Source organism: Arthrobacter sp. D3-18, assembly GCF_054408525.1.
On sequence record NZ_CP096440.1, the window covers coordinates 725,460 to 738,036 of the forward strand.

Genomic DNA, 12,577 nt, shown 5'->3' on the forward strand with positions numbered 1-12,577 from the left:
TCTGTTCTGATCTGCAGCGGCCATGGCTTTGGAAAGGCTGGGCCGTAGGCGCTTTGTTGATATTGGGGCTCTTGGGGTTGCTCATCGTCGCCGCCAGTCTTGAATCCCCAGCACCAACGCCGGGCCTGGACCGCGTTCTGCGTAAAACCGGGCTCTCCCTCATGCTCACCGGTGCCGCCGTCGTAGGTGCATTTTCCTTCACCGCTGACTACCGCGCGGGTAGCTTCAACAGGAGGGTTTTACTGTTTCAGCGAGGCCCTGCATTTGCCAGCCGGGCAACAACAACCAGCTTGGCGGCCCTCCTTAGCGGTGCACTGATGGGGATTGCCTTCGGCCTGTCCGGAGTATTTGTGGACGGCGCATGGTGTCTCAACCCGGATACAGTTCTGGGCTTCGGCGTGACTGCCGGCATGGGGTCTTTATGGGGCTTCGCCCTGGGATCCCTTATCCGCAACCACTTGGTGAGCCTCTTCGTTGTGCCTCTCAGCTTGGCGCTTCCGGAACTGCTGTCCCCGTCTTTGGGGGAGACCGGAAGGCTCCTCTTTCCAATCCTCGCCGCCAACTGGGCGGAGAACGTGGCTGTCAACATACCCGCGTTCGCATCTTTCGCCGGAGCCCTTTGCTGGCTTGTAGTGGTATCAGCCGTAGCCAACTGGGTGTTTCTCAGGCGAGACCTGGCCTGACAATCCGATCATCAAAATAAGGAACACATAGTGAATACCAAACCGTTGGTCTGGCTCATCCTGGCCCTCACGCTCGCCGCCTACGCTGTCTCCATCTTCATCTCGAACCGCGGTGAATCAGTGTGGTCAACCGTTTCGGGAGTCATCATGGTGGTCGCCGCAGTCGTTATGTTCTGGCGATACCTTCAGGGACGCAGAGCAGGTCAAAACGAACAGTGACTCGCCTGCCGCGGAATAGCGGTCCGCGGCAAGCGAGTCCGTAGTTACTTGCCCGTTTTTACTGGTTTGACCACCATCGCTGATCCACCACCCCGGCGGTCAGGCTCGGCAGCAGCTGTCAGCGATCCATCCGGATTGAACTCGATGGCTGTGGCCGCGCCGATTTCGGCTGCCGATGTGAAGGCATCGCCTGCCGGAACCAGATCATGCCCCAACGACTCCAAAGCGGGACCGTAAGCCTCGATAAAGGCCGGCTCGGAGGTGACTGTGAGGCCATTCCGGGGTGACGTCCGCGGAGCTGCGAGGGCTTCAGAGACGTCCATTCCCAGGTCAATGCGGTTCAGAATGGTTTGCAGCACGGTAGTAATGATGGTTGAACCGCCGGGGGAACCGAGAGCCAGGAACGGATCGCCGTCCTTCAAAACAATGGTCGGCGACATCGACGACCGGGGACGTTTACCCGGCTGAATCCGGTTCGGATCAGTCTCGCTGTAAACGGTACTGAAATCGGTCAGCTCGTTGTTCAGCAGGAAGCCACGGCCCGGCACCACGATTCCCGAACCACCGGTCTGCTCGATCGTGAGCGTGTACTCCACAACGTTGCCCCACTTATCGGCGACAGTCAGGTTCGTCGTGGAGATATTCTCTGTATCCGAATCCTCGGCGAGCGGAGTTACTGGAGCGGGGCAGGCGCCGTCGTAATCTTCCACATCCCCCGGGGCGACAGGCTTGGGAGCGGCCGCCGTCGGGTCGATATTGCAGGAGCGTTCCTTAGCAAAGACGTCGTCCAGCAGCTTCTCGGTGGGCACATTCACGAAGGCGGGATCGCCAACGTAGGCGCCACGATCCGCGAATGCCAGGGAGCTCGCTTCAAGGTAATGGTGCAGGGCGTTGACGGGTTCCATTCCCTTGAGGTCGTAGTTCTCCAGAATGTTCAGCGACTCACCTACTGTGGTGCCGCCGCTGCTGGAAGGAGCCATGCCATAGACCTCGTAGCCGCGGTACTCCACCTTGGTGGGGTCCTGGTTCAGCACCTTGTAATTGGCCAGGTCCTGCGTGGTCATGAAACCGACGGGAACGGGGAGGTCAGTGTCGCCCGACTTCGGCGGAGCCTTGACCGTGTTGACGATTTCCTCCGCGAGCGGGCCACCGTAGAAGGCGTCAATGCCCTCCTTGGCGATCAGGCGATACGTGGCAGCAAGCTCGGGGTTCTTGAAGACACTTCCGACGGCGGGAGCGTCACCGCCGGGAAGGAACAGATCCTGCGTGGACGTGAAGGTGTCGAACCGGGCCTCGTTGTCCAAGGTTTGCTGCCGGAAGGTTTCATCCACCACGAAGCCGCGGTTGGCTACCTTGATGGCTGGCTTCAGTGCTTCTCCCAAATCCAACGTCCCCCAACGCTCCAGAGCCCGCTCCCATGTTGCAGGTGTGCCCGGGACGCCCACGGAGACGCCGCTGGTGACGAGTTCCGGCGTGAATCTGTAGGGCTTGCCGGTGGCGGGGTCGATAAACGCGTCGGTCGGCATGCCCGCCGGAGCGGTTTCGCGGCCGTCAATAGTGCCCACTTGCTTGGTCTTCGCATCATAGAAAACGAAATAACCGCCGCCCCCAATGCCGGCGCTGTAGGGCTCGGTAACTCCAAGGGTTGCTGCTGCGGCGACGGCGGCGTCGGCAGCATTTCCACCCTTCCTCAGTACTTCGATGGCGGCTGCCGAAGCTTCGGGGTCGACGGTGCTCACGGCACCGCCGTAGCCGGTGGCCGTAGGGTTTTTCTCGGTTTCGCGGGGATCGGCGAAGGCCGGACTGGCCATTGCGCCGCTCGTCGCGGTTAGTGCCAAGGCTGCCGTGACCGCAGCCAGTTGACGTCTCACATGTGTCATGGTGTCTCCCAGAGTTGTTCCAGACGATGATGTGGGTGGACGGTCCGGTCACCCTATCGCGGGGTTAGGCGAGGAACAACGGTTGAAATTTTGTCAGTGGACGGGATGAATCGGGGAGCTTCGTCTCGTGATAATGTTGACCCATCATGATCAGCCCGCTCGCCTAACGGCTCGGGCTGATTTTCTTTAAGCGGGGGACTTTTGGCTGAGTACACGAAGAAGTGGCTGTCGGTTGATGATCAGGTGGCTCGCCTTGTCTCACGGGGTATAACTGAGCCCGGCGAAGGCCGGGGCGCCCAACTCTTGTACGAAGTCGGCTACTACCGTCTAACGGGGTACCTTTATCCATTCCGTAAGTCCGAGCGCTATTTAGACGATACCGGTCGAGAACGTGTTCGCGTTTTGAGCGGTTTTCGGCAGGGGACTTCCCTCAAGGATGCTGCTGCGCTGATTGACTTTGACCGACGATTACGACTGCTGGTTCTGGAAGCCATTGAGCGAATCGAAATCTCCCTCCGTATGCAGATCGGTTATGTGCTCGGACACCGATCTGCATTTGCTCATCTGGAGACTTCAAGTTTCGTAAGTGCTTTCACTGAGTCGTCCACAGATGCAGAAAATGGGCAGCCATACCTCAGCAAGCATGAACTATGGGTGGCTAGGCTTTTGGAACGTCAGAATGCTTCTGACGAGGCGTTCGTGTATCACTTTCGCGAGAAATATGATGCTCGGCTGCCGATCTGGGCTGCTACGGAAATCATGGAGTTGGGTCATCTGAACCGACTGTATGGCGGACTGAACAGCTCTATAGCATCAGAAATTGCCGCAGCGTACGGAGTCCCCTCTAAGCGCATCATGGGGAGCTGGATGGCAAGCCTGAACTATGTAAGGAATGTGGCGGCTCATCACGCGCGACTTTTCAACCGGAAACTGGTGACGTCCCCTAAAAGGCCGCCCAAGGGAGATGTACCGCTTCTGGATCACCTCAGAGATCAAACCTCATCCAAGGAGGTTCTCGGACTTTACAATGCTCTGGCTGTTATGGCTTACATGCTTCGGGCAATTGGTGCAGATGACGGTTGGGCTCAAAATCTGGTCAAGTTGCTGGAGACTTTCCCGGAATCGTCGATTGTCACCCTGGATTCATTAGGTGTGCCTGTGGGCTGGACAGGGCTTGAGCTTTGGCGGGGGCCCGGATAGCGGCGACATGCTGATGCAAAGCCGGCCTTCACCACCAACTTCGAGGGCTGTGGCACCGCGACACCCTTAGAAAGCGGCGTGTCGGAACGGATTCGAAATCAATGTATGTGGTGGCCGCACGGACGCGAATCAAACAACCAACCGCAGTGGCCGCTGCCCCAACTGCACGGTGATCTCCTGCCCCCACGACGCCGTCAGCCGATCGTCCTCCATGCCGTCGCCGAACACCACCAGTTGATCGGACGCAACGGTAATTCGCAGCACCTCGCCGGCTTCCAGGACACCTTCCGTCAAGGAGGCTCCCGTAACGGGTGATGGCCACGCTTCCCGGACGAACCATGCGAGCCGCGGATCGGTCGGGGAAGGAAGGGCGCGTCCGCCGCGTTCCAGGGCTATCGAGGCGCACCAGCCGGTAGCGCCGGTGCCGGTGGAAACGATGAGGCCCGACGACGACTGCCGCTCAGTTTGTCCGCCGGGCTTGGTGAAACTCGGCGCTGTGATGGAGTACTTGGCCGATTGATGCGAAGCGTGCCCGATGAAGACTTCATTGAGCGCCGAAAGCTGCTGGCCGTCGTCGAGCGTTGCCGTCACAGTGGTGAGGCTTTGGCAGCGCAAGCGCCCAACGTCGCCGGCCGCCAGAAGGGTAGCGGCTGCCGACGGTGTGTGCCGGACAAGGACCCCGGGGTTTGCACCCGGCTCGGGGTCGATGCCGATCACCGGCTGGCCGTTCAGATACTTGGCGACGTTCGCCACCAGGCCGTCCTGCCCCACCACGGCGATGATGTCTTCGGCAGTGAGCAGGAAACGGCTCAGGTCCGCGCGTTCCACTTCGGCCTGCCGCCAATCGGATGGTACTGCCGCCCTGATGGTTGCGAGGGCGGAGGTAAGCCGATCATGCCGGTCTTGCGCGTCCTGGATGTTGCGACCGCGGGACCGAAGGAAAAACTCGGCCTGCCCTCGAGTGGCGTGCCGGTCCAGGAGTTCCTGGAGTTCGGTCCGCCGGTGGACGATGACGATGCGCGGGGTTGCCATGACGGGTCCTTACTTGCTTGCTTCTACAGGTGCGGCGGGTTCTTTGAGCAGTCCGGCAAGTGCTCCGCTGAGCAGGTCCGGGGTGATGGTGAGGTTCCCGATGTTAGGCAGGCTGCCCGCTGCATCCTTAAGCGCCAAGGCCAGTAGCGTGGCCTGTTCCATGCCGCGGTAGACCTCCATGGTTGCGGCCTCGCGGGCAGCGGCTGCTTCGCCAACCAGCCGGATCTGGTTTGCTTCAGCTGCAGCGCCAATGCCCTTTCGTTCAGCAGATCCCTGGGCCTCAATCAAACCAGCTGCGGCCTTCTCTTCGGCAGCGCGGCGGGCGTTCGCGCCTTCCTGCGCCACCAGATTCTCGCGGCGGACTGCCAGTTCTATTTGGCTCGCCATCTCGTTCTCGGAGATGGTGCGTTCACGCTCGACGGCGACCGCCCGCCTTTCGTACACGGCGCGGTCCGCTTCGGCTTGGAGCTGCTCACGAACCGGAGTTTGCAGGGCACGTTCAACATCAGATTCGGGTCGCACGGCCAATACCTGTACGCCGAGAATTTCGATGCCGGTGGACTGCAACCTGGCATCCGCCCGGAGTGCTTCGGTGAGGACGAGCCGGAGCTGGCTCACTCCGCGTTCGAGTGCCTCGGCGAGTGTTGTGGTGGCGATCTGGTCGATCGCGTGGCTCTGGCACAACTGCCCGATGATGGTGGAGACCTGCTCGCGTCCGGTTGCTGGAGCCTTGCCAGCAGTCTGGAGCCCGAAGTCGAGCCGGGTGGATACAGCCACGGGATCGATGAAGCGGTACGTGACGTTGGCTTGAACGCTCACGTCTTGGTGATCGCGGGTGATGGCGTGGAAAAGTGTCGGCAGTTCCTGATCGTCCACGGGAACCTCGCTCAATACGGAGTTCGCCGGACGGAACCAAAATGCCTGGCCTACTCCTTGGTGCCGCACGGCACCCTTCTGCAGGTGCACGACGTAACCGGTGGGGCTGCCGAGGAAGTGGCTGATCCAAGGGTAGCGCTTGATGTTGGCCATGATGTTCGCCTCTTTCATTGGTTGTCGTCAACGTGACGATAAACAAACCATAGGGTCAATCCACGGTTATTGTCAACATGACGATAATTGCCTACGATTGCTTCATGCCTGAATCACATCCGGCGCCCGAGCGCTTCCCTGTAACTGTTGACGTCGTCGCCCTCACCGTGCGCAACGGCGAGCTGAATGTCCTCCTCATCACGCGCCTCCTCGAGCCTTTCCGCGGCAAACTTGCGCTGCCGGGCGGTTTCGTCCTCTCTGGTGAGGACCTGCTGGAGGCGGCTGGCCGGGAGCTCGCCGAGGAGACCGGCGTCGAACATCTTCCGGGGCACTTGGAGCAACTGGGGAGTTACGGCCCGAAGGGGCGCGATCCTCGCGGCGACGTGCTCACTGTGGCGCACCTGCTTCTGGCACCGGACTTTCCGGTGTTGTCGGCTGGAAGCGACGCTGAACAGGCTGCGTGGTACCCGGTTCGCGGCGTCTTGGAGGGGAAGCTTGAACTGGCCTTCGACCATGCCCGGATCCTCGACGACGCCCTGGAGCGGGCGAAGTCGAAGCTCGAATATTCGCCCCTGGGCGCGGCCTTCTGCGACGAGGAATTCACTATCGCTCAGCTCCGCTCTGTGTATGAGGCTGTGTGGGGCACGCGCCTGGACCCGCGGAACTTCCACAGAAAAGCCACGGGTACGCCGGGTTTTCTGGAGGACACAGGCCAAATGACAGCGGGTGACGCCGGACGGCCGGCTGCTCTGTTCAGGCTCGCCCCCGAGGCGCGTCCGACGCCGGGCCAGCCCACCCGGGCGGTACTCAACCCGCCGCTGATGCGTCCGCGAGCCGTCGATCCCAAGTAGCTGGCGGTAGCGGTTGCTTTCGGCGCCCCGAACAGCCCCTACTGCAGGCGGTTGGTTAAGGCGCCGACGGGCTCCTTGGCTGCTATCGCCCGATTTACCTGAGCCGTTACTTCCTCAGGTTCGCCGTTTGCGTCCACTACAACAAAGCCATCGAACTCAGGCAGCGAACGATAAGCGGCGCGGAAGGCCCGCAGGTCGGCCACTGACTCCTTATCCGTGCCGCGCGCCGTTACCCGTTCGTGGGCAATGGTGGGGTCCGCATCGAAGTGCACGTGGAGATCGGCGGCGGGGAGCTTATCCAGCAGCCAAGGGAGCAAGCGCCCACGCTGCAATCCGCTGGCCTGGCGAAGCGCTAGTTGGCAGTGCAGGTGGCGGTCCATGACTACCAGGCCGTCGAACTGCCGGGCGCGCGCATGGTTCACCAGCACGTTGAACAGGCGAACACCCGTTTCGATGAAGTCAGCAACCCGGGGCGCCACCGTCCAGCCGTATCGGGCCGAAAGAAGCGACATCCTCCGGCGGGCAGCGTGATTACTGAGCAGCAGGGCGCTTCGTCCTTCAGCGAGAGCCGAATCGACCAAGGCATGGGCCGCCGTCGTTTTTCCTGAACCGTCAATTCCTGTCAGGACTATGAGCATGAGCCCTCCCTTCGTCTTCTGTGGGACTCGTTTTATGTACAACGCGGGGCGCGCGTCAGTTGTGCCGACTGAGGCATAGATCACACGCTGGGGCTATTCACTGCGCTGCGACGTGAACGGCGCTGCTCGGCGTGGTGAGTACGTGTGGATGCCGATCCTCATCTCGGGGCGAATCCGAAGCGGCTCCGCAAAAGGGTACTAAGTTTCCTGTTCAAATACTTCGCCCTAGCGGAGTGCGCGCCTATCATGATGCTATGTACGTGCCCCTCACGGGATGTGGTTTCGGTTTGAACCTAATTCTGTGAGGGTACGTAAGCGATATGGAGAGCAATTCTCCGATCGGTGCCCGTTGGCATGGGTGGCGCTTCAGAAATGGAGTACCAGCGGACGCCTTCCTGAATAGACAACCGTTATTGAAGGGATGCGTAGCTCAATGAATACACTTTTGATAATCGCCGGTGTTATTGCGATCATCTTGCTCCTCGTCGGCGGATTCAACCAAGCCCTCAGCTTCCTCCTGTGGGTGGGGATTATCCTGCTGGTGTTGGCCCTTATTGGCTGGGTACTGGGCCGTGGCCGGTCGCGCGTATGACCACTGATCCAAGCGAGGTTGCCGGTTTCGCGCAGGTTCGCGATGGGACAACCACGCCCGGACATCCCATTCCCAGGGATCCCGGGACGCCGGAATCAAGCAACCAGGTACCTGTGGGTGATTCGTCGTCGGAAAGTCCGGAGGACGCCGTCGACGCTGGTCCCAGCGAATCAGCCAACCCGCCCGGGCCGGCAGAAGAGAAGGACGAAAAGACTACGGACAATCGTGGTCTGACAACCGAAACCAACCCTACGGATTGATTAGGGGAGACGCGGCTGCGGACGGGAGGGATCCTGGTCCGCGGCCGCGTTTCTTTGGTCTTCGGCACCTTTGTCAGTATGCTTACTAATAGCGGGGGGTTATCAGTTCAGCGATTGGGGTAGTGATGCGGATCGGGTCGATTGTGGGGCTGTTCGTGGTGGTGTGGCTCATTATTGGGGCCGTGGCAGCAGGTCAGCGCGGGTACTTCACGGCTCCACCCGCGCAGTGCTCGCAGTTTGCCACCATCGCACTGAATATTGTCGCGGGTCCATTGAATTACACAGGGTTGGATCCCCAAGGTGGTTGCGAAATTCCACAACCTTCTTGATGGGCAGATGATTTAGGGCTGCACAGTAACGCTTTCACTCCCAAATTGCTAAGATTGCTGACTAATTTCGTCAGAGCATGGACATGCAACCAGCTGCACTTATAGGTTCGAAGTGTTCCATAAACACGTTCACCGCTTTGGAAAGGACAGGTCTCATGGACAAGCAAAATGCCACACCGGAAGAGGAAGTGGGAGGCTACGGCACTCCTACGGCAGAGCAAGAGGCCGGCGGCGGCCAGGCACAGCCCCGCGTGGAAGAAGACATCGAGGAAGCCTCGCTGGGAGAAGGCACCGGCGCCCCGAACCTTAGCCACCTGGACCCGGAGGATTCCGACAGTTCCGGAGAACCGGGCGCGGGCCGTTTCGGCGGAACTGACGAGCAGTACTTGGCCGAGCAGTCCACCCAGCCGGACGGCAACGACGGCGACCTACCGGACGGCAGCGGTAACGACCTTCCCCAGGAAGAGTCACCCAACGACGATGACGAAGAAAGTTTCGACGCCGGCTAAGAGCTTTGGCTGGCGCGCTTTAGACAGGCGCGCCACTGGTTAAGCAGCCAGCTGGCTGGCGCGCCACCAGCATTACCGCATGAGCACCCGAGACACGATCGAAGGAGCAAAACCAATGGCTACGGTAAATAAGTCAATCGAAGTAGATGTACCTGTGTCTGTTGCCTACAACCAGTGGACGCAGTTTGAGACCTTTCCTCAGTTCATGAATGGAGTGGAGGCCGTAGAACAGATCGATGAAACGGGCCTCCACTTTTCAACGAATGTGGGCGGAGTCAAGCGGGAATACAATGCCCAGATCATTGAGCAGGTTCCGGATTCCCTGGTCAGCTGGGCCAGCGTGGATGGTCCCCGCAACGGTGGCACGGTGAGCTTCGAGCCCCTCGACGCCGGCAGGACCCGGGTCAACGTGGAGATCGTCTGGGAACCGGATGGCCTCGCAGAAAAGGCTGGATCCGCCCTTGGCGTGGACAGCATGCGCGTAGGTGCGGACTTGGACAAGTTCAAGAAGTTCATCGAAGCGCAGGGGCATGAAACAGGTGCCTGGCGGGGTACGGTTTCCGGCGGTGATGTTGATGACACCGGTGAGACCTTTGGTAGCGGAGGAGCGGCGACAGCTGAGTTCCCGCCCGTCGATCCGGATCTCGCAGCGCCGGCGGCAGACGTCCCAGCGCCGACGGCCAACGAAGGACCTGCCGAACCGCCCCAGCCGCGCGCTCCGGGTCTGTAGGCAGTCTCTCCGGAGCCCGACCCCCTAGCGCCAGGCTTTGGACTGGCTCAAACTGGACATGGAACCAAATAAGTAGCTCTAACGAGGGCCGGCCACCACAACGGGCCGGCCCTCGCGGCATATCCCCGAAAGGTAGGAATTCCGCGTCATGGCACCCTCCAGCAATGTGGAAGCTGAACAGAAATTCGACGCCGAAGCGTCCACGCCGCTTCCTGCCCTCGACGCGATCGACGGGATAGGGCGAGTGGGTGAACCTGCAAGCCACAGCTTGGAAGCCATCTACTTTGACACCCGGCACTTGGCCCTTGCGTCCCGCGGAATCACGCTTCGCCGCCGGACCGGTGGGCCGGACGCCGGCTGGCACCTGAAGCTCCCGCACAGTGCGGGAAAGCGAACAGAGATCCAGGAGCCGTTGGGCAACGCGGACACTGTTCCGGTGGAACTCATGGACCGTGTGCTCGCTTACACCCGGGGTCATGCAGTGGCGGCTGTCGCAAACCTGGCCACGGAACGTACCAGCTACCCCTTGTATGGCAACGACGGCCACCACCTGGCTGACTTTGTGGATGATTACGTTCGCGCCAAAGCGATGCTTGGTGAACCCCGCGAGCTGGAATGGAGGGAGTGGGAGGTGGAGTTGGCACCGGATGAAGCCGACGACGACACCTTGCTGAGCACCCTGACGCAGCAACTCTCCGATGCCGGAGCTAAATCGAGCGAGCGCACCTCCAAGCTGGCCACAGCATTGGGCGACTCATGGCCTCCTTCGAAGCGAACAGGCCGCGAAGAGCCCAGCGGTAACGGTCCAGCCGTATTTCCCGTGCTCAAGTATCTGGACGAGCAAGTGGCCGATCTACTCCTTCAGGACTCCCACGTTCGCCTTGCCCGAGATGATTCAGTTCACCAAATGCGGTCACAGATCCGCCGAATCCGTGCTGTCCTGCATGGTTTTAGGGCGCTGTTCGAACCGGTCCCTGTGAAGGATCTTGAAAAGGAACTGAAATCGCTCGCGAAGACCCTTGGCCGGTATCGGGATGTGGAAGTCTTGCACGAACGCCTGAAGAGCAGCCTCGATGAGCTGCCGGGAAAGCTCGTCCTTGGTCAACTCCAGAATGAGCTGGAAGAGCGTATGGCGCTGAGGGCCCATACTGCGATGTCTGCCGTAAGGAACCGTTTGAACAGTCCCCGCTACTTCAAGCTGCTGGATGATCTGGAAGCTTTCATCGACGCCCCGCCCACCACGTCAAAGGGTGACGCGGCGGCCAAGGAGACCACGGCGAAGCTCGTCAACAAGGCCGGCAAAAGACTCCGCAAACGGCATGGCGAAGCGGTGGATGCCGCCGTCGGGCCTCAACGCGACAAGGCACTCCACGAAGTCCGGAAGGCCGCCAAGAAGCTGCGCTTTGCCGCTGCTGCTGTGGAAGATATCCACGGCAAACGTGCAGTGAAGTTGGAGGACGCGGCACACAGGGTCCAGTCGATTCTTGGCGACCACCAGGACAGTGTGATGGCGCGGGCGGAACTGCTGAAGCTAGGCGCCGCGCCAGGCGTCAGCAACGGTGCTTTCACGTATGGAGTGATCCACGCGATGGAAAGCACCGCCGCTGACGCCACTCAGCAGGAATACCTGCGGAAGGGCAAGAAGGCGCGGAAACTACGCCTCAAAAAGTAGCTCCAGGTTTTACTTCTTGAGGAACGCCAGCAGGGCCTCGTTGATTTCTGCCCCGTGCGTCCAAAGCAGGCCGTGCGGTGCGCCCTCAATTTCAAGGTACTCGGCGCTGGGCAGGGCATCCTTGAATCGCCGGCCCGTGACATCGATGGGCAGGATGTTGTCCGCTGTGCCATGGACGATCAAGGCCGGGACATCGATCTTGGGGATGTCCGCGCGGAAGTCCGTCAGCCAGGTGGGCTGGGCGGCTACTGAGGCGAACGCGCCGGATTTGCTGGCAAGGTTCCAGCTGGCATCCACGGATTCCTGGCTGAGCCGAGCTGTGCCAAGGAAGGTGTCCGTGTTGTAGAAGTTCTTGAAGAAGTCGGTGAAGAAGGCGTACCGGTCAGCCTTGACGGACTCGGCCAGGCCATCGAAGACCTCCTGCGGGACACCGTCAGGGTTGTCGTCAGTCTTCAAAAGGAATGGCTCCAGCGAACCGAGGAACACGGCCTTTGCAACGCGGGCCGAACCATAAGTGCTGATGTAGCGCGCCACTTCGCCTGTACCCATGGAGAAGCCCACCAACACGGCGTCGTTCAGGTCCAACGTGTCCAGCACGGTCTTCAGGTCTGCGGCGAAGGTGTCGTAGTCGTAGCCTTCAGTCGGTTGGCTGGACTTGCCGAACCCGCGGCGATCGTACGTGATGACGCGATATCCGGCGTCGAGCAGTGCGGCGGTCTGCTTCTCCCAGGAGGATCCGTCCAACGGGTAGCCGTGAATCAGGACCACTGGCTGGCCGGCTCCATGGTCCTCGTAGTAAAGCTCAATCTCAGTGCTGTTTTCGTTTCCGACGGTGATGTAAGCCAAAACTCAAGTCCCTTCGATGCGGTTCAACACGAACGTTTCCAGCCTACTGTCCGGGGCTGACACTGGCATGGACTCCAGCTCAGGGTGGTGTTCCCACCACCACCATC

14 protein-coding genes are annotated in these 12,577 nt (G+C 60.5%); 9 read left to right on the top strand and 5 right to left on the bottom strand.

Going from position 1 to position 12,577, the window contains the following annotated elements; translation table 11 throughout:
- Positions 1-71 precede the first annotated feature (71 nt).
- Together M1D89_RS05515 and M1D89_RS05520 are read left to right on the top strand one after the other, a co-directional pair.
- Complete coding sequence (locus tag M1D89_RS05515; RefSeq protein WP_498648740.1) at positions 72-683, top strand: hypothetical protein; 612 nt, start codon at positions 72-74, stop codon at positions 681-683.
- A 30-nt stretch (positions 684-713) separates the two neighbouring features.
- Positions 714-902 (top strand): hypothetical protein, encoded by a 189-nt coding sequence (locus tag M1D89_RS05520; RefSeq protein ID WP_498648741.1) that lies wholly within the window; start codon positions 714-716, stop codon positions 900-902.
- A gap of 44 nt (positions 903-946) precedes the next feature.
- Here M1D89_RS05520 and ggt read toward each other — a convergent pair whose 3' ends face one another.
- Positions 947-2,782: a gamma-glutamyltransferase gene (gene ggt / locus M1D89_RS05525; protein WP_498648742.1), complete on the bottom strand. Its 1,836-nt coding sequence runs from the start codon at positions 2,780-2,782 to the stop codon at positions 947-949.
- Positions 2,783-2,983: 201 nt separating this feature from the next.
- On the opposite strand from ggt, the gene M1D89_RS05530 reads away from it, so the two are divergent.
- On the top strand, positions 2,984-3,982 hold the full coding sequence (locus M1D89_RS05530; RefSeq protein ID WP_498648744.1) for an Abi family protein: 999 nt from the start codon (positions 2,984-2,986) through the stop codon (positions 3,980-3,982).
- 129 nt (positions 3,983-4,111) lie between these two features.
- Here the strand turns inward: M1D89_RS05530 and M1D89_RS05535 are convergent, their stop codons facing one another.
- Complete coding sequence (locus M1D89_RS05535) at positions 4,112-5,014, bottom strand: diacylglycerol kinase catalytic domain-containing protein (protein ID WP_498648746.1); 903 nt, start codon at positions 5,012-5,014, stop codon at positions 4,112-4,114.
- A 9-nt stretch (positions 5,015-5,023) separates the two neighbouring features.
- A complete protein-coding gene (locus tag M1D89_RS05540; protein ID WP_498648748.1) occupies positions 5,024-6,043 on the bottom strand; it encodes an SPFH domain-containing protein in 1,020 nt (339 codons plus the stop codon).
- A gap of 77 nt (positions 6,044-6,120) precedes the next feature.
- Between M1D89_RS05540 and M1D89_RS05545 the strand changes: the two genes are divergently transcribed.
- Complete coding sequence (locus tag M1D89_RS05545; RefSeq protein ID WP_498648751.1) at positions 6,121-6,894, top strand: NUDIX hydrolase; 774 nt, start codon at positions 6,121-6,123, stop codon at positions 6,892-6,894.
- 38 nt (positions 6,895-6,932) lie between these two features.
- Here the strand turns inward: M1D89_RS05545 and M1D89_RS05550 are convergent, their stop codons facing one another.
- Positions 6,933-7,532 (bottom strand): dTMP kinase, encoded by a 600-nt coding sequence (locus M1D89_RS05550; RefSeq protein ID WP_498648754.1) that lies wholly within the window; start codon positions 7,530-7,532, stop codon positions 6,933-6,935.
- A gap of 433 nt (positions 7,533-7,965) precedes the next feature.
- Between M1D89_RS05550 and M1D89_RS05555 the strand changes: the two genes are divergently transcribed.
- The 5 genes from M1D89_RS05555 (at position 7,966) to M1D89_RS05575 (ending at position 11,624) form a co-directional block, all read left to right on the top strand.
- Complete coding sequence (locus M1D89_RS05555) at positions 7,966-8,124, top strand: hypothetical protein (RefSeq protein WP_017200690.1); 159 nt, start codon at positions 7,966-7,968, stop codon at positions 8,122-8,124.
- Positions 8,121-8,384, top strand: a complete 264-nt coding sequence (locus tag M1D89_RS05560) for a hypothetical protein (RefSeq protein WP_498648758.1) — start codon at positions 8,121-8,123, stop codon at positions 8,382-8,384. Before M1D89_RS05555 ends, M1D89_RS05560 begins: the two co-directional genes overlap by 4 nt.
- Positions 8,385-8,790: 406 nt before the next feature.
- The gene (locus M1D89_RS05565) at positions 8,791-9,222 is read left to right on the top strand and encodes a hypothetical protein (RefSeq protein WP_498648760.1); all 432 of its coding nucleotides are present in this window, start codon (positions 8,791-8,793) and stop codon (positions 9,220-9,222) included.
- Positions 9,223-9,301: 79 nt separating this feature from the next.
- Positions 9,302-9,952, top strand: coding sequence for an SRPBCC family protein (locus M1D89_RS05570; protein ID WP_498648762.1), 651 nt, complete (start codon positions 9,302-9,304; stop codon positions 9,950-9,952).
- Positions 9,953-10,100: 148 nt separating this feature from the next.
- On the top strand, positions 10,101-11,624 hold the full coding sequence (locus M1D89_RS05575; RefSeq protein WP_498648765.1) for a CYTH and CHAD domain-containing protein: 1,524 nt from the start codon (positions 10,101-10,103) through the stop codon (positions 11,622-11,624).
- 9 nt (positions 11,625-11,633) lie between these two features.
- On the opposite strand, the gene M1D89_RS05580 is transcribed toward M1D89_RS05575, so the two are convergent.
- Positions 11,634-12,470 carry an alpha/beta fold hydrolase gene (locus M1D89_RS05580; RefSeq protein WP_498648769.1) on the bottom strand — a complete coding sequence of 279 codons (837 nt, stop codon included), beginning with the start codon at positions 12,468-12,470 and terminating at the stop codon, positions 11,634-11,636.
- Between the last annotated feature and the right edge of the window lie 107 nt (positions 12,471-12,577).

What these genes read in the sequence shown, in the direction of transcription:
- M1D89_RS05570 (WP_498648762.1), top strand. Translation starts at nt 9,302, where the DNA reads ATGAGCACCCGAGACACGATCGAAGGAGCAAAACCAATGGCTACGGTA.
- M1D89_RS05565 (WP_498648760.1), top strand. Translation starts at nt 8,791, where the DNA reads ATGGACATGCAACCAGCTGCACTTATAGGTTCGAAGTGTTCCATAAAC.
- M1D89_RS05575 (WP_498648765.1), top strand. Translation starts at nt 10,101, where the DNA reads ATGGCACCCTCCAGCAATGTGGAAGCTGAACAGAAATTCGACGCCGAA.
- M1D89_RS05540 (WP_498648748.1), bottom strand. Translation starts at nt 6,043, where the DNA reads ATGGCCAACATCAAGCGCTACCCTTGGATCAGCCACTTCCTCGGCAGC.
- ggt (WP_498648742.1), bottom strand. Translation starts at nt 2,782, where the DNA reads ATGACACATGTGAGACGTCAACTGGCTGCGGTCACGGCAGCCTTGGCA.
- M1D89_RS05560 (WP_498648758.1), top strand. Translation starts at nt 8,121, where the DNA reads ATGACCACTGATCCAAGCGAGGTTGCCGGTTTCGCGCAGGTTCGCGAT.
- M1D89_RS05545 (WP_498648751.1), top strand. Translation starts at nt 6,121, where the DNA reads ATGACGATAATTGCCTACGATTGCTTCATGCCTGAATCACATCCGGCG.
- M1D89_RS05550 (WP_498648754.1), bottom strand. Translation starts at nt 7,532, where the DNA reads ATGCTCATAGTCCTGACAGGAATTGACGGTTCAGGAAAAACGACGGCG.
- M1D89_RS05555 (WP_017200690.1), top strand. Translation starts at nt 7,966, where the DNA reads ATGAATACACTTTTGATAATCGCCGGTGTTATTGCGATCATCTTGCTC.
- M1D89_RS05535 (WP_498648746.1), bottom strand. Translation starts at nt 5,014, where the DNA reads ATGGCAACCCCGCGCATCGTCATCGTCCACCGGCGGACCGAACTCCAG.